At 56.7% G+C, this 16,097-nt stretch carries 15 protein-coding genes and 1 tRNA gene; 5 read left to right on the top strand and 11 right to left on the bottom strand.

Annotated elements, in window-relative coordinates:
- The first annotated feature begins 558 nt into the window (after positions 1 to 558).
- Positions 559 to 1,002 carry a DUF29 domain-containing protein gene (locus tag NW840_RS07635; protein WP_414343461.1) on the top strand — a complete coding sequence of 148 codons (444 nt, stop codon included), beginning with the start codon at positions 559 to 561 and terminating at the stop codon, positions 1,000 to 1,002.
- Positions 1,003 to 1,122: 120 nt separating this feature from the next.
- Here NW840_RS07635 and NW840_RS07630 read toward each other — a convergent pair whose 3' ends face one another.
- From NW840_RS07630 to NW840_RS07610, 5 genes are all read right to left on the bottom strand, one after another.
- On the bottom strand, positions 1,123 to 2,052 hold the full coding sequence (locus NW840_RS07630) for a restriction endonuclease (protein ID WP_414343459.1): 930 nt from the start codon (positions 2,050 to 2,052) through the stop codon (positions 1,123 to 1,125).
- Between the two features lie 133 nt (positions 2,053 to 2,185).
- A tRNA-Met gene (locus NW840_RS07625) sits at positions 2,186 to 2,257 on the bottom strand.
- Positions 2,258 to 2,356: 99 nt separating this feature from the next.
- Positions 2,357 to 3,817 carry a DASH family cryptochrome gene (locus tag NW840_RS07620; RefSeq protein ID WP_414343457.1) on the bottom strand — a complete coding sequence of 487 codons (1,461 nt, stop codon included), beginning with the start codon at positions 3,815 to 3,817 and terminating at the stop codon, positions 2,357 to 2,359.
- A gap of 12 nt (positions 3,818 to 3,829) precedes the next feature.
- Positions 3,830 to 4,159 (bottom strand): HU family DNA-binding protein, encoded by a 330-nt coding sequence (locus NW840_RS07615; protein ID WP_238376891.1) that lies wholly within the window; start codon positions 4,157 to 4,159, stop codon positions 3,830 to 3,832.
- Positions 4,160 to 4,196: 37 nt separating this feature from the next.
- Positions 4,197 to 4,394, bottom strand: a complete 198-nt coding sequence (locus tag NW840_RS07610; protein WP_041436278.1) for a cytochrome b6f subunit family protein — start codon at positions 4,392 to 4,394, stop codon at positions 4,197 to 4,199.
- A 141-nt stretch (positions 4,395 to 4,535) separates the two neighbouring features.
- On the opposite strand from NW840_RS07610, the gene NW840_RS07605 reads away from it, so the two are divergent.
- Positions 4,536 to 4,979, top strand: coding sequence for an ATP-binding protein (locus NW840_RS07605; RefSeq protein WP_011432443.1), 444 nt, complete (start codon positions 4,536 to 4,538; stop codon positions 4,977 to 4,979).
- A gap of 7 nt (positions 4,980 to 4,986) precedes the next feature.
- Here the strand turns inward: NW840_RS07605 and NW840_RS07600 are convergent, their stop codons facing one another.
- Positions 4,987 to 6,795, bottom strand: coding sequence for a DUF3352 domain-containing protein (locus NW840_RS07600; RefSeq protein ID WP_414343454.1), 1,809 nt, complete (start codon positions 6,793 to 6,795; stop codon positions 4,987 to 4,989).
- A 296-nt stretch (positions 6,796 to 7,091) separates the two neighbouring features.
- Here NW840_RS07600 and uvrB point away from each other — a divergent pair, with 296 nt between their 5' ends.
- Positions 7,092 to 9,179, top strand: coding sequence for an excinuclease ABC subunit UvrB (gene uvrB / locus NW840_RS07595; protein WP_414343452.1), 2,088 nt, complete (start codon positions 7,092 to 7,094; stop codon positions 9,177 to 9,179).
- Here uvrB and NW840_RS07590 read toward each other — a convergent pair.
- The gene (locus NW840_RS07590; RefSeq protein ID WP_414343450.1) at positions 9,176 to 9,307 is read right to left on the bottom strand and encodes a hypothetical protein; all 132 of its coding nucleotides are present in this window, start codon (positions 9,305 to 9,307) and stop codon (positions 9,176 to 9,178) included. The genes uvrB and NW840_RS07590 overlap by 4 nt on opposite strands.
- Here NW840_RS07590 and NW840_RS07585 point away from each other — a divergent pair.
- Complete coding sequence (locus tag NW840_RS07585; RefSeq protein ID WP_414343448.1) at positions 9,289 to 11,133, top strand: mechanosensitive ion channel domain-containing protein; 1,845 nt, start codon at positions 9,289 to 9,291, stop codon at positions 11,131 to 11,133. The genes NW840_RS07590 and NW840_RS07585 overlap by 19 nt on opposite strands.
- Positions 11,134 to 11,166: 33 nt before the next feature.
- The gene (locus NW840_RS07580; protein ID WP_414343446.1) at positions 11,167 to 11,757 is read left to right on the top strand and encodes a DUF721 domain-containing protein; all 591 of its coding nucleotides are present in this window, start codon (positions 11,167 to 11,169) and stop codon (positions 11,755 to 11,757) included.
- Positions 11,758 to 11,920: 163 nt separating this feature from the next.
- On the opposite strand, the gene pxcA is transcribed toward NW840_RS07580, so the two are convergent.
- The 4 genes from pxcA to NW840_RS07560 form a co-directional block, all read right to left on the bottom strand.
- Entirely contained in the window at positions 11,921 to 13,303 is a 1,383-nt protein-coding gene (gene pxcA, locus NW840_RS07575) for a proton extrusion protein PcxA (RefSeq protein WP_414343444.1), read from the bottom strand.
- Positions 13,304 to 13,483: 180 nt separating this feature from the next.
- The gene (locus tag NW840_RS07570; RefSeq protein WP_414343442.1) at positions 13,484 to 14,887 is read right to left on the bottom strand and encodes a glycosyltransferase; all 1,404 of its coding nucleotides are present in this window, start codon (positions 14,885 to 14,887) and stop codon (positions 13,484 to 13,486) included.
- Between the two features lie 280 nt (positions 14,888 to 15,167).
- Entirely contained in the window at positions 15,168 to 15,284 is a 117-nt protein-coding gene (locus NW840_RS07565; RefSeq protein ID WP_011432450.1) for a photosystem II reaction center X protein, read from the bottom strand.
- A gap of 104 nt (positions 15,285 to 15,388) precedes the next feature.
- Positions 15,389 to 15,745 carry a ferredoxin-thioredoxin reductase catalytic domain-containing protein gene (locus NW840_RS07560; RefSeq protein WP_011432451.1) on the bottom strand — a complete coding sequence of 119 codons (357 nt, stop codon included), beginning with the start codon at positions 15,743 to 15,745 and terminating at the stop codon, positions 15,389 to 15,391.
- Positions 15,746 to 16,097 lie beyond the last annotated feature (352 nt).

The following is a 16,097-nucleotide window of genomic DNA, read 5'->3' as shown; positions in this document are numbered from 1 at the left end:
TGTGACTTCCGCATTCCTCCCGGCACTGACCCTACGGGTACAGTGCGGGGCTCCTGCGATTTCTAGCTGAAAGGGATCCCTTCAAAAACATATTCTCCTCTCCACATCACCGAGGCCCGACTCCGCTTGCTGTGGGATGCCTGCCTCAAGCCTCCCTTTGAATGGCTACTGCCACCCAAACAGCCTTGGCCGCTCTCAACAACAGCCTCCATGGCAGGTATGCTCTGCTTACCTAGGACGACCGGATCCATCTAGAGCTCATGCACAGGATGATCACCAGCATCTTGGAGATCGACCTGACCCAAACCGTCCGGTATTATCTTGACCACAGGGATCCCCCCCTTATCGCCTGGATCCTGGGCCGTGATCAAGCGCTCCAGACCTGTTGAAACCTCATGTTGTTCAGGGTCAGGCCCCATTGGGATCCAACGCTGCCACAGATCCGAGGCTTTGTAGCTACAGAGTTTGAGGACTCGATAAACTTATGAGGTCGAAGCTCAACGGCTGGAACCGGTAGGATTGACCTATCTTTGGCCAGTGTCCTGTTAGGAATGGATCATGGCGCTTTACGACTGCGACTTTTATGCCTGGACGCAAGAGCAAGCCGCACTGCTGAGATCGAGGCAGTGGGATCGATTGGATATTCCCAACTTGGTGGAGGAGATTGAGACTTTGGGCAGGCAAGAACGCCGCGAATTGGTGAATCGGCTAGGGATCCTGGTGGGCCATCTGCTAAAGTGGCAGTTTCAGCCTCAACAACGAAGCAAAAGTAGGATAGCCACAATTATCGAACAGCGGCAAGAAATCCAGGAGTTAATTGCGGATAATCCCAGCCTTAAGTCTTATCTGGTTGAAGCAATAGAAAAAGCTTATCAAAAGGGCATACTGCTGGTGGCTAAAGAAACGCCTCTATCTCTGGACGATCTGCCTGCCCAGTGTCCCTACACATTGGATCAGGTGATGGATCCCAACTTTTACCCCGAACAGGAGAATTCCCAGTGACGCTAGACCTCGATACTTATGCCCATACTTAAGAAGGCGATGGCACTACATGAACTTTGCTAGCTTTGCTCCTTGTGTTAACTCTGCTGGCCCTAGCAGCTCAATTTTCTCACTCCGATGTTAGATGCTCTCTTCAAAATAATCACTATCAATCTTCTTTACCGGATACAATGAAACTGTAGATACGCCAACATCGTGCTCAATCATTAGATTTGTTAGTTGTTCACCGTCAATCAAAACAATCTTACTGCCGATCTGCGAAACGTAGCTGCTAGCGTCTTCAGTAAACCTGGAGGTAGTGATAAAAATACCCTTGTTTGCTCTTTGAGCCTGTAAAGCACCCACAAACTGCATGACATCAGGACGACCTACCGGATTGCTATCCCAACGCTTTGCCTGAATATACACAACATCAAGACCGAGTTTGTCCTCTTTTATGATCCCATCAATTCCACCGTCACCACTTCTACCAATTGCTTTGCCTGCATCTGCCCGTGAGCCTCCGTAGCCCATTTTAACCAGCAGCTCCACAACAACCTTTTCGAAGAAGGCGGGCGATACTTTCTTTAGCTTGGCAAGCAATTCGTCAGCCAGTTTGTCACGGAGACTTTCATATGCAGCTTCTAACTGCTCTAATGGTGTCGCTGCCGAAGTCTCTGATAAAGCTTTTTGTTTGCTTGCCTTGTTGCTGCTTCTTGTGTCTTTGGGCCCCTCAAATTCTCGGAATTCAGGATATTGCCTGAGTAACTCTACATTGATGGTTTTGGGCTGTTTTTCAAGAAGATCTCTTCCGCGGTCAGTAATTTGGTAGAATCCTCTGCGCGTTGTTTCCAGCAGCCCTGCCTTTTTCATATAAGTTGCAGCCCAGCCGACGCGATTGACAAAGGTTGGCTGTACACCGCTCGGCAGCATCTCCCTGAGATCGTCCTCTGTGAGGCCCAGTTCCTTTGCCAGAACTTCAACAGCTTCGCTGGTTGATATTTCGGTTTCTTTACGTGCTGCAAACTGGAGAAGTGGCAACATCAAGCTCTGATAATCGGGAACGGCCATTTGTAGAACCGATGTGAAGACAGGGATCCCAAACCGAAGTAGGTTCCACCCATAACTTTACGCCAACCCTCTGCTGCAAGCCAGTTAGGGTATCCGCCAGGCTCGGAAGCCTCTGAAAAAAGTTTGACGTGGATGGCTCAGGCGTGATTTGAACACGCGACCAAGGGCTTATGAGTCCCCTGCTCTACCGCTGAGCTACTGAGCCAGGACAGCGCTTAACTAGAATAGCACTCTTGGGCCGGAACTGCGCCTCAGAAAATCCCCTCAGCCCCCTCTCGGGAAGAAGCCCCAGACAAGGCAATGCCTATCGGCAGGTCAGGGCAGCTTCGTAAACCCGTCGGTTGGCCGCGAGAGACTTCTCCAAATCCACCAGTGGGCGAGGGTAGTCCACCCCCAATCGGACTCCAAATTGCTTCTGCTCGGCAGCAGTGAGGCGATAGGGCTCGTGGATTTTATCCCCCGGGATCCCGGCCAATTCCGGCAACCAGTGGCGCAGATAGTCTCCTTTGGGATCGTACTCGCGAGATTGTTTGGGGATGTGGAAGTAGCGGAAGCCGCGGGCATCGTTCCCTACGCCGGCGGTGTAGTTCCAATTGCCGTAGTTGCTGGCCACGTCGTAGTCGATGAGCAGCGACTCAAACCACTCAGCGCCCATGCGCCAGTCGATGCCCAGGTTCTTGGTCAAAAAGCTGGCCACATTCTGCCGTCCCCGGTTGGACATAAATCCGGTAGCCGCCAGCTCCCGCATGTTGGCATCCACCAAGGGGTAGCCCGTCTCACCCCGACACCAAGCCTGGAAGCGCGGCCAATCCTGTTGCCAAGGGATGGGGATCCCTTGGATCCCAGAAGGACGGAACAGTTTGGCGCCGTGCTTGGCCAAGATAAAGCGAAAATAATCCCGCCACAGCAGCTCGAACACCAGCCAGTAGGTGGACTCATTGCGCACCCGCTCCTGCTCGTAACGCTTGACCTCGGCATAGACGGTGCGAGGGGAGATGCAGCCCAGCGCCAACCAAGCAGAAAGCCGGGAGCTATCGTCGGGATCCAACATGCCGTTGCGGGTTTCTTTATAGAGGCGCAGCCGATCCCGATCCCAAAAGTAGGTTTGCAGGCGGGCATGGGCAGCGGTGCTCCCGCCGGTGTAGGTGAAGCGAGCCCGTGGATCCCCGGCAGGTGGGGATAGCCCCAGCGAGGCCAAAGTAGGCAGAGGGCCGGGATCCAAACCCGATGGCAGGGGGGGGATCGCGGGAATGGGCAAGGGATCCCGGATGGGGGTGCTCCCCTCGACTTGCTTTCGAAAGCGGGTGAACAGCTCCGGCAGTTGCGAGAGACAAAAGGGGAGATCCTCAGGGTGATAGAGGGTATGGCCCCAATCAACCTGCAGCCGGATCCCCAGAGACCGCAAAGCCCGCTCAACAGCAGCCGCCACCTCCTTCTCCTCGGTGCCCACCTCTTCATGGGCATAGACCGCCTCGACCCCCCACTCCTGTGCCAAGGTGGGGATCACGTGTTCCGGCTGTCCCTGGCGGATCACCAAATCCGAGCCGCGCGACCGCAACTGCTGCCGCAAATCCGCCAAACTCTCCAGCAAAAACTGACCGCGGAAAGGGCCGGTTCTGGGGCGGAGTACAAAGGAAGCCTGGCCAAACTGGCGGGGATCCAAGCAATACAAGGGGATCAAAGGGGATCCCTGTTGGCAGGCCCGCGTCAGCGGCTGGTGATCCAGCAGGCGCAAGTCGGTGCGAAACCACAGCAGGACGGTCATTCTGCAGCTACCCTACACGGATCCCGCGGACTCAGACTTGGACACCCGAACCCCAGCTGGACGCCCCAGCTCAGGGCTGGGAACAAAATGAGGCACATCGGCAGCCGGGATGTGAACAGGGGCCTTGGTGCGCGGATGATAGGTTTGCCGGGCGGGACGATGGCGCAGCGAGAACGTGCCAAAGCGAGCCAGCCGCACGGATCCCCCCTGGGCCAGGCATTGGCTAATGCTGTCCAGCATAGCCTCCAGAGCAGCAGCAGCCATTTCCACGGTCAGGCCATCCACCTGCGCGGCCATCTGGCGGGCCAGCAAACGGCGAGTCAAATGAGGAGGAGAAGCCACCAACCGACCCTCTAGACAACAGAACACAGACAGGGGCTTAGAGCACCTCCAGTTCGCTCTCGAAAAACCAATGTCGAGAGCGATCGGGAAACTCCAGAATGTAGCCGACACCGCTGCCATCGACCACACGCCGTGCCAGCACCACAGCCTCTTTGCCCACCAGAGCGCTGAGGTTTTCTTGTCCGCGATCCTGGACAGAGCGAACTTTGACCTTATTTCCAACCTTGATCGCCATAAAACCGCGAAGAGACTTACCACTCAAGATGGTACGGCAAAAGTCCCCTTGCCGAGCTCCTGCCGCACCTCTGCTGGGGTTGACCCCGATGGGATTGCTAGAATGGGGTCAGAGTGCCGTGCCCCAGGGAAGACTGCCTCCGTGATTGCCCTTTCCCTCAAACCCGCCCACTGCTCCTGGAGCGTTATCAGCTTTCCCTCCACCCTCTACACTCAGCCTGTCCTCGATCTCTTGATCTCAAAAGTCCCTCCTGCCTGGAGAGCGGAAATACGTTTGGGCCTACAGGAAGCAATCATCAATGCCGTCCGCCACGGCAACGGCCTCGACCCCAACAAGAAGGTGATCATCGAGTACGCCAGCTCGGAGCCCTTTTACCAATGGCTGGTGCGAGATCAAGGGCCCGGCTTTTGTCCCCAAGAGAAGCTCCACCGATGCCAACATAACATCTTGGAAACCGAAGAGTCGGGCCGAGGAATGCTGCTGCTCACCCAAATCTTCGACTTTGTGGAGTGGAATGAAACAGGCAACCAGGTCTACCTGGCCAAATACATCCACGCCAACTGCCGGGATCCCTGGATAGTCTGACCCTCCCTCAATGCCACTCCCAAAACAGCTTGCCCATTTGGGTAATCTGGCAGCCCCGATCGGGGTAGGGAGCTTCAGAAACCGCTAGGGCTGTGGTGGCGAAGGCAAAGCGCGTGGATGACCAGCGGGATCCCTTAGCGCTCCGCGCCGCTGACGCGACCGGGTCGGGCAGCTCGCTTTCCAAGAGCAACCCCAGGGATCCATAGCCATAGCCCAAATTGCGGTGGGGCAGGGAAGCCACCAACTTGCGCCAGGCGCGATTTGCACTCAAGGGGGGATCCGCGAGGGCCGTCTCCAGAGCCCCCAAAGAAGAGGCCAGGTAGGAATAGCCTTTGCGATCGGCATGATACACCTGTGCCGGCAGCGGGATCCCTGGCAGCGTTTGGGGGAGAGCCTCTGCCGCCTGCAATGACGCGGATCCTCCTTTCCCACTGACTTCCAGCGGCTCGCCTGCCAACACAGGGATCTCCGGTCGATGGGTGGAGCGGTGAGGACTCCGTCCCGCTGTCGCGACCGGCGGGGGTTCTGACGGCAAGGACTCCGTCTCCCCCGCAGGAGTGGTCGGTTGGGCCCAGGCAGTGGCGGTGCCGCGCTTCGTCGCCAGAGAGACCACCTGCCAGCCTTGGGCGCGCGCCCGCTCATCCAGATCAAAATAAGGACTCCGTCCCGCTGTCGCGACCGACTCATCCGGCATCTTGCCGACCCACAGCCAGGCCGGATCCCCGTCGCCGGGCAAAAGGGCAAAGGCAAACTCTCCCCGTTCCGGCAACAGACGCTGCCAGTCCAGCGCCACCTGAGATTGCAAGCGCTGCAGCCACTGGCCGGGATCCACCCGCAATCCCAGGAGATTTAGGGGCTGGATCTGCCCCAGGCTCTGCCAAACTGAGGCCAGATTCTCTCCGGAAATCAGCGCCAAGGTTTTATCCGGCAGATGTTGAAGGATCTGCGGGCGAAAGGCTTCTGCCGCCGGCAAGGAGAAGCCAGCGGGCGCATGCCAGAGGGCAGCACTTTCGGCCACCAAGCCGCGGAAGTTTACCCCCAACCCCAGCCCTACCGCCTGCAACGTCAGCCCATCTGAAGAAACCGCCTCTGGATTTTGCCAGAAGGCCCAACCCACATGCGCCTCCCGCAAGGGCTGGATGACCTGCTGAAACAGAGGCTGAGCCACCAGAGACAACTGCGGCAACTGCCAAGCATCGATTGCAGCCCGAATGGCAGCAGACTGCTCCGCCAACAACACGTATTGCTCGCCGAAAACGGCTGCCGAGAACCCCTGCAGGCCCGGAATCGGGCTAGACACCACCTGAATGCCCTTGTAAGTGTCTACCTGCACCGGCCTCCCGGCCAAGCTCTGCCGTTCCCACAACAGGTTCAGCTCAAATTGAGAGACTGCCGCATCCCGCGTTTCTAGGGCAACCAAGGTGCCCCACTCCGGCAAACTGGCCAAGAGGGTGCTCCTCCCCAGCCAGGGCCGCACCTCCCGCTCAAAATCAAGGGATCCCCCGGCCAGCAAGGATCCCAGCCAGCCCGGGCCTTCAGGGGAGAAAAACTTTTGCCACTGCTGACGGGCAGCGCGTCGCTGGGGGGCAGGAGTTGCCGCTTGCCAAAACGCTTGCACCTCGTCCAGGGGAACAGCCAACACCAGCAGCGCTTGTGCGGAGCGAGGGGCCAAACCCACAATTGGCGGCAGCTCCGGGTGGGCCAGCAACAAAGCCACCGGACTGCGGGTGAGCAGCCATACGACAACCCACACCACCATGGCGGCCAGAAGACCCAACCCGATTAGGATCCCGCGCAAGAGTTGCCGTCGTCCCATATCTCATCTCTTCACCGAGGGAGACTTAGCGCGTGTACCCAGGCCCTAATGCTTCACATCACTGGCATGAACAGGCCCAGGAAGAAGAGCTGCCCTCAGTCCTGCATGATAAAACCTTACCATGGAACAGAGGCTCATCCTGGTGCGCAAGCTGGAGCCCACCGCTGAGCAGGCGGTCAAGCTTAGAGGCACCCCACAAGCCTTTGTGATCCGCACCACCATTCCAAACCAACGTGCAGATCAGCCCTGCCTTGACCAGCCCGGCAGCTATCTAGGCCCATCCGAAAGTCAAACCCATGTCAGAGTTTCAACTGGTTTCTCCCTATCAACCCACCGGAGATCAACCTAAGGCAATTGCCGGTTTGGTGAAGTCAATTTCAGAAGGCCATCGTTTCCAAACCTTGCTGGGAGCAACCGGAACCGGCAAAACGTTTACCATCGCCCATACCATTCAGCAGGTGGGCAGGCCCACCTTAGTGATGGCCCACAATAAGACTTTGGCAGCACAACTGTGCAATGAGCTGCGGGAGCTTTTTCCTCACAATGCCGTTGAATACTTCATCAGCTATTACGACTACTATCAACCGGAAGCCTATGTTCCCAGCACCGATACTTACATCGCCAAATCTTCCTCTATCAACGATGAAATCGATATGCTGCGGCACTCGGCTACCCGCTCCTTGTTTGAACGGCGGGATGTGATTGTGGTGGCCTCGGTGAGCTGCATCTATGGTCTGGGCATGCCAGAAGAATACCTGAAGGCTTCCATCCCCTTCAAAGTCGGCCAGGAGATCAACCAACGGGATGTCTTGCGGGCTCTGGCCAGCATCCAGTACGAGCGCAATGACCTGGAGCTGGTGCGGGGGCGATTTCGCCTCAAAGGGGATGTGCTGGAAATTGTGCCGGCCTATGAGGATCGGGTCATTCGCATCGAATTTTTTGGCGATGAGATCGAGGCCATTCGCTTAATCGACCCGGTTACAGGCGAGATTTTGAACAGCCTCAGCGCCCTCAGAGTTTATCCTGCTCGGCACTTTGTAACGCCGGAAGCACAATTGGAGCGGGCGATCCTCAACATCGAGCAAGAACTGGAAGAGCAACTGGCCCTCTTTCGCAAAGAAGGCAAGCTCCTGGAAGCCCAACGGCTGGAACAGCGCACCCGCTACGACCTAGAAATGCTGCGAGAGGTGGGCTATTGCAACGGGATCGAAAACTACTCCAGACATTTAACGGGACGCAAAGCAGGAGAGCCCCCCGCCTGCTTGGTGGATTATTTCAAGGCCAACGATTGGCTGCTGGTGGTGGATGAATCCCACGTGACCGTGCCCCAAATTCGCGGCATGTACAATGGCGACCGTGCCCGCAAGCAGGTGCTGGTGGATCACGGTTTTCGCCTGCCCAGCGCCCTCGACAATCGCCCCCTCAAAGCCGAAGAGTTTTGGGCCAAAGTTCATCAGTGCATCTTTGTTTCGGCTACTCCCGGCAACTGGGAACTAGAGCAGAGCGAGGCCCAATTTGAAACCCTGGTGGAAGATGGCAAGACCCTGAAGTTCTATGTGCCCGGCAGCGGTCGGGTTATCGAACAGGTGATTCGGCCCACTGGGGTGGTGGATCCCGAGGTGCATGTGCGCCCTACGGCTGGGCAAGTGGACGATTTGCTGGGAGAAATTTATTTGCGATTGGAGCGCTCTCAGCAGGGGCCTGCCGAACGGGTGATCGTGACCACCCTCACCAAACGGATGGCAGAAGATCTCACAGAATATCTCCAGGAGCGAGGGATCCGAGTTCGCTATTTGCATTCCGAGATCACCTCGATTGAGCGAATTGAAATCTTACAAGATTTTCGAGAAGGGGCCTTTGACGTGTTGGTGGGGGTCAACTTGCTGCGGGAAGGGTTGGACTTGCCAGAAGTTTCTTTGGTGGCCATTTTGGATGCCGACAAAGAAGGGTTTTTGCGAGCAGAGCGCTCCCTGATTCAGATGATCGGGCGGGCAGCGCGGAATGTCCGTGGAACGGTGGTGATGTACGCCGACACCATGACCAGCAGCATGGCCCGGGCCATTGCCGAAACCCAGCGTCGCCGCGAAATTCAATTGCAATACAACCGCCAACACAACATCACGCCCAAGCCCATCGTCAAGAAAAACAGCAATGCCATCTTGTCTTTTTTGGCCATCTCCCGCAAACTTAACGACCCAGATTTGGAAAAAGCCTTTCAAGCTGCGCAAGAGATCCCTCTCTCCGAGATTCCGGAGCTGATCGGCCAACTGGAACTGAAGATGAAAGAGGCCGCCAAAAACCTAGAATTTGAGGAAGCCGCCGAGCTGCGAGATAGAATCAAAAAGCTGCGTCAACGCCTTCTGGGCCATTCTCAGGGCACCTAAAATCCTTGCTCAGATCGGCCAAAATTGAGGTCGGCTTGTGCCACCATGAGCTTGCGGGGCAGCACCAGGGATCCCCAATTGATCGATAGGCGTTCGTACCAAACCGGCCATGCAGGACTCCGTCCCATTTCGGCGAGCAGTTCTCTTGATTGGGCTGACGGTGGGGATAGGTCTCTGGCTTACCCCTGCCGTCGCCTCTGCCTCCTCAGGGATCCCCTTGGCTCAAGCCCTTGAATTTCGGGATCCCAACTTTTTCCTGGCCGATCCCCGACCCACACCGGCTGAAGCGCCAACTCCTGAGGGATCCCCTGCCCCAGCCCCCAGCCCAGTCGGGATCCCTTTGACCGGCCAAGAGGGCACAGAAGTGCTGGTCGGGAACATACCGGTGTTCCGCCTGCAGACGGCAGACTACCCCAGCGATGTGCGGGCCGACAACGTTCGGGCGATCATCGAGCGCTTTCTCGAAGAAGGCCAGTTGCCGGAGCCAGAGGTACGGGTGGCCCAGGATACCAATGGGCAATACATCTTACGCCTGGGGGAAAGAGGCCGCTTTGAGGCCACCCAACGGTATTTGTTCACCGTCACCTATGCCGATGCTGCCGCGGAGCGCAGGGTGGCACCGGGTCAGGTGAACCTGAATGACGTGCGTCTGGTGGCTAACAGTTGGGCGCGGCGGTTGGAGCAAGCGATTGCCGATTACCGCGAAGATCTGCTGGCTCTGCAGCGGGCCCAGGATCCGCGCGTGCTGGTTCTGACCCTTTTGGCAGGGATCGCCACCCTGGTGGTGGGGTTCTTTCTCTGGCGGCTGTTCGACCGCAGCTTAACCCGTCTGCAACGCTGGTTGGAGCTTAAGGCCGGAGAGACCTGGGGCACCTGGATTGATGTGGGTGGGATGCTGCTGCGGGGCGTGGGGGTGATCCTCATCGCCGGCATCTCGCTGGATCGCGGTATCAGCTTCATCCCTGCCCTACGACCGTTTCAGCGCTCCTTTTACCTGGGCCTGGGTCGTGTGGTCGCCACGGCTCTGGGCGTTCTCACCCAGCCTCTGCCCAACTCCAGCGTTTCGATTGCCAGCTTGCTGGTCTTCCTCCTCCTTTCTATCTTGGTTTTCACTGGCGCCCACTACGTCAGTGTTGGCTTCAAGCAGCGCTTTTTGGCACGCCTGGGGCTGGATCTGGGCACCCAAGAGTCTTCGGCGGCCATCTTCAAGTACATCCTGACCCTGTTCGGCATCCTTCTGGTCTTGCCCTTCAGCGGCCTTAATCTGGGCTCCTTGGCGGTTATTGCCGGGGCGGTGGGTTTGGGGATCGGCTTTGGTTTGCAAAACCTCTCCAACAACTACATCAGCTACATTGCCATTTTGCTGGAGCGCCCCATCCAAATCGGGGATCTGGTGGAAGTGGACAACCTGCTCGGCACAGTGGAGCGCATTGGGCCACGGGCTACCGTCTTGCGCACCCTGGATCGCATCTTTGTGATCGTGCCCAACTCCCGCTTTACCGAATCAAAGGTGGTGAACTGGAGCTACCGGGATCCCCGCTGTCGCATCCACATTCCGGTCGGCGTGGCCTACGGCTCCGATACGGCCCTGGTCACCGAAGCTCTGCTCAGCGCAGCCAAAGAAAATGCTCGGGTGTTGAGCAGCCCTGCCCCCCAAGTCTGGCTCAAGTCCTTTGGCCCTTCTGCACTTAACTTTGAGCTGCTGGTGTGGATCAACCGTCCTCAAGATCAGTTTGTCTTGATCAGCGAGCTAAACTTCCTAATCGAGGCTGAGTTTCGGCGACGTGGGATCCGCATCCCCTTCCCGCAACAAGATATTCATATCCGCAGCCTAGAGGGATTTGCCCCCCTCAGTCAAAATGGTGGATCCCCTCCTTTGCCCGATGCCGACTCCATTCACTCTGCCCTCAAAGAAGCAGCACAATCGCCGGAAGACCAAAATGGTGTTTCCTAAGCTATTGCCTGCCATTGACACCCTATCGACACCATGTTGCAGCGGTTAGATGAGGTACTGGGAAGCTTTGGCAGCCATCCCCGTTGGGCTGAACTGAAGCAAATGCAAACCCTGCGGCAGCTCTGGCCCGAACTCGTCGGAGAGGCCGTAGCCGCCCAAACCTATCCTCTCAGCCTGCGCCGACAGGTGCTGCAGGTGGCCACCTCTACCCCGGCCTGGGCACAAAACTTAACCTTGCAACGTCAGCTCATTCTCAAGAAACTCAACAGCCGCATCCAACCTCCCCTCAGCGATATCCGCTTCAGCCCTGGTGCCTGGCACGAGGGATCCAGCCAAGCCACCCCCCATCCTGATGCGGAGCTGACCAGCAAGTTTTATGGCGCTCCCCGCCTAGCAGACCAAGATGGACAACGCCCTGGATCCTGTCGCAGCCCCAATCCAAAACAGCCCACCTCCGACCCGAAAGTGGCTTTCGAGCGCTGGGCCAGGGTAGTGAAACAACAACAAACCCAGCAAAACCTGTTCCCCTGCCCCGCCTGCCGCTGTCCTACCCCTGCCGCCGAATTGGAGCGTTGGTTTGTCTGTGGGTTCTGCCATCGACAATCCTTGCGCCCGCCCAGCTAACTCAGGAAACTCGAATTACGGTTGCTTCAAATGGCAATCAAACGATTCGTCAGGTCGATCCCCAACTTCTTTCTTCCTCTGAGAGAGGTTGTGGATGGTTACGGCAGCGGCAAGGAGCGCTTGGGAAGCGTCTCAACCCAGTTTGAAATGCAACTGCGAACCCTTAATCGTTCATAGCCCGATAGGTGGCCACCGAAGACGGCGATACACGGTTTAAATAGCGGAAGATCCAATACTTAAAAAGCGTATCTAGGAAAACCGGAAAAGTAGCAATAAAGCCGTAGATAAAATCGCGGTTCTCCGGTACCCCCAAATGGGCAGCCAAATTACCCAGCAGCACCTCCCAACCGTGGGGAGAGTGATAACCGACAAACACATCGGTAAAGAGAATAATAATGAAAGCCTTGGCACTATCGCTGAGACCGTAGATCAGACGATCCAAAAAAGACTTGAGGACTTCGATTTCCTCACGCCCAATAAAGATAAGCCAGCCAAACACCAGCAGCGAAAGCAAATCAGCAAGGATATTCTTCAATCCTTCCGAGTTCCTACGGCTATATTTTTTCAGCAGTTCCTCTGCCTTCATGGACAGTTGCTCTTCTGATTCCAGATCCCACTCTGGGGGTTGATGGTGCAAAGCTCGCTCAAATTCTATTCTTTCCTTGAAAAACTCGAACTCTGACAGGGCTTTTTCTTGGAATTCGTGGCTCAGAGCCACAATGGCAGGCTCCCGTTGTTGCAAGTGATCTACCAATGGCCCAAACAGAAAGTTTTTCGAGAGGATCTGGGTGAGCAGAGGCAAAATGGCCAACAACAACAGAAAACGAATCGATACCAGTGTGCGAGTGCGAGCCTCGCGATACTCCTGGATCAGTTCCTCTTCGGCCTGGGAACTCAGCTCACGGCGGATTTGGCTGGCTGTGCGCAGAATAGAACGGGGCAGAATCGCAGCTTTGGAAGCGACCGGGGCAGCGCCATTGCCGGAGCCTGCCTTGACAGAGACATCAGGAGAACTGGGTTGGGTTGAGGTAGGTTGTTCTGGCCGTTCGAGAGGCTCAGGTGAAGTGGAAATTGAAGCAGAGATGGGCTGGGATTTTCTGGTCGGGCGTTTGTATCGAGAAGTCACCTGATCGATAAACTGCAGTTTCTCCAAGATGGAAAGATCTCGTCTTTGGCAACCATTCTCGGAGTTTTCGCTGCTGCTTTCAGAAACATTGGCCTCAGCGGCATGGAGTTGTTGAGCTTTATCTTGGGCAGAAGTAGGGCCGCTGCCATTTTGCTCGGGATCCGGCAGGCGAGAAAAGGCGCTGCTGGCTCTGAACTCTGCCAAACGCAGATCGATCTGGCGCAGTTGCCGGCGCAGTTGAATTTGAAAGTAGCGGCTGACATTCTGGCCATGTTGCCCGTTGCTGCCGATGGATCCTCCCTGGAAGTATTGATCCTCAATGGCTTTAATGCGCAGGGCAGCCTCATAAGCTTGGTCGAGGGAGCGCAGGGGGGTATTCGAGATCCATTGGCCCAGCCTGCTCAATACGGATTCTCCCATTGCTCATTCCCGTGGCACTCCCCATGGGGGCCGATCCACACATTACAGTGATCCGATTGACTAATTATTGTAACGAGTCCTGGGTGCCTAGGCGGGAATCCCAACGGTGGAGAAGTACTTGCAGAGACTGGCCCTGCCTCGACAGAAGTACAGACCGGCACCTTTGGGTCAGAGCAAACTTCAGTATCCCTTAAAGCGCTTGAGGGCAAAGCCACAGATCTGCAGCAGCCGCAGCCCCTCTCGCACATGGTGAATGTTGGAGCGACCATAGGTTCTGGGGAAATAGCGCACGGGGATATCCAGGATCTTCAGGGTGCGCTTGGCGGATCCCAGCAACAGGTCAAAATCTCCAAACGGGTCGAAATCCCCCCACTCTTGGCACAGCTTGGCAATCTGCTGGTAATCCTCCCGCCACAGGGCCTTGGTGCCACAGAGGGAATCTTTGATGCGGATGCCGAGAATGTAGGAGAGGAGAGCGGCAAAAAAACGATTGGCCCATTGGTTTAGCCGAGGCATTGCCTCTGGTTTCAGGGGATAGATAAGGCGACAGCCATTGGCAAAGTCGCACCGCCCAGAAGCCACAGCCCGGAAAAACTTGGGCATGTCCTCTGCCTGTACCGTCAAATCGGCATCGAGGATGATCAACACATCCCCTGTAGCGGCAGCCAGCCCCTTGCGCACCGCATCCCCCTTGCCCTTGCCCTCCTGCCGCAGAGCCCGGATATTGCGGATCCCTTGGTATTCCGCCTGTACCCGCTGGATCTCGGCCCAAGTCCCGTCGCTGGAATGCCCCTCCACAAAAATGATCTCGGTGCGGGATCCCATCTCGGGCAAATGTTCCACGCAGCGGCGGATGTTGCCCGCTTCATTCCGAGCCGGAATCACCACGGTGCAGGAAGGCTGCTGCTCAGGGGGGGGATCCCAAGCCGGGTCGGGTTGCAGGCGAGCGATCGTATATTCCGTCAGGCAGAGGGCGTTGATCCCAGGCAGGGGGGCGATCACCCGGTTGATCACGGTGGAAAGGAGTGGGATCCGCCGCGGCAACAACAGCCGTTTGCCCTGCTGAATGACCTCGTATCCCGCCAGGTGCAGCAGATTGGCCACATCGGCTGCCGATAACCAGTTGGCTGCCGGCAGAGGCATCCGTTGCTTCAGAGCGGTTGCCAAGCCCAGAATCGGCTCCCAGAGCGGGTTGTGGTGGGAGAGGATCAGGCGGGTGCGTGGGGTACAGAAGCGGCGCAACTGCTGGAGAACCTGCTGGATGTCGGCCAGGTAGCCCAGGGTATTGACGAGCAAGATCACATCAAAAGGCTCCGCCAAGACGGGATCCCCTTTGTCCAGCGTGTGGGCATCTTGCACCCGGAAATGGAGATGGGGAAACTCTGCCTGAGCTTGGGCAACAATGTCCGCATCCCGGTCGATCCCCACCCCGAAGCTGGGCTGCAAGGCATTGAGCAGGGATCCCGTGCCGGAACCAATCTCCAAGATGCGCAAACCGGCAGGGACAAAAAAGCGATGCAGCCGCTCCAGATCCTCGTGGTAGTAGCGGTTTTTTTGCCGCCAGTAATACAAGGGGTGGGTCAACGCTGGCAAGGGATCCCTGGGGTATCGCTGGATAGTCTTCGTTCGCGTCAGCGGGCCGGAGGCCTTTCATAAGGTGTGATCGTTTGCAACAACGGCTTCAAGCACCTTAGATCTCAATCTGTTGGTCACCCAACCCAGCTGGATCCTCGACAACAGGGGCGAAGCCCTCCAGCGATTGCGTACCGCAGCCACATCTTGCCACCCCAGTCTCTCCCCACCCAGCGATAGCAGTACAGGGAAAAGGGAAGCATTGGCGGGCAAGTGCCAACGAGCGGGGATCTCAGCGACGACGCACTTTATCCCTTTGGCTGACAAAGATGATGGCGCCAAAGAGAGCCCCCAGCACAACTGCACCAGCCACCAAGCTCCAAAGGAAGTTAGCAAGTGAGGGAGTCATAAAAGCGTTTCCTCCTCGTGCAAATAACCATTGCCCAACGGCTTTTCGATTATACCGAGCCCTGTCACCCTTCCAAAGCCTGCCTTTGTCCCTGCCGGGCGCTGTCATTTGGTAGTTTGGTATTCCAGGGGCACCTCCTCTAGGGTTTGGCTCTTGCCGGCAAAGGGGTTATCCGGCGTTAAGAACAGCATACAGTGACATTCCTTTCGCTCCCGCATGGGTACACAGGGGCAATTCCAATAGCCTGCTTTTGCTTCTGCCTCTTTGTCTTCATAAAAACGACAGGGACACAGCGGGGCGCCCAATTGCTCTTTGTGCAGAGCCAAGCCTTCGATCACCGCCGTCGTAATTGATGGATCCGAGCAGAAAAAGGTCTCGGAGCGTTTGGCGTAGGTTTCTGCGAAATGCCGCATCAACTCAAAGCTCTTCTGTGAGGACTTTTTGTAACCACGACTTTCCATGACGATTCCCAAAAGTGGAACTAACCGGCTGTTGCTAGCAATGGGGTTCACAGCTTTTTCCAACGACGCCTCCCGAAGCCAGTACAGACGTGTAGGGGGCCGGGATTCTATTAACTCCACAGATAACTCCACAGACCTCCCACAACGTCGAGAAAAGCTGTATCTCGCTCTTCGTTGTACAGCAGACCTCTAGGCAGGACAAAAGATTATGCCCTTGCTGTTACACAAGGCAACATCTAGGGGCCGTAGCAAGAGCCAGCCTTGGCGTACTCTACAGAATACCTTGACATCCTCCCCGGCCTGAAGGCCGGAGATTCCTACCACGCTACGCATGGATGGCTCCTTGCGCAGT

It is taken from the genome of Synechococcus sp. R5-13 (assembly GCF_047462015.1).
Lineage (GTDB): Bacteria > Cyanobacteriota > Cyanobacteriia > Thermostichales > Thermostichaceae > Thermostichus.
Note: the sequence above shows the minus strand (reverse complement) of the source record. Positions and strands in the feature narration are given on the sequence as shown.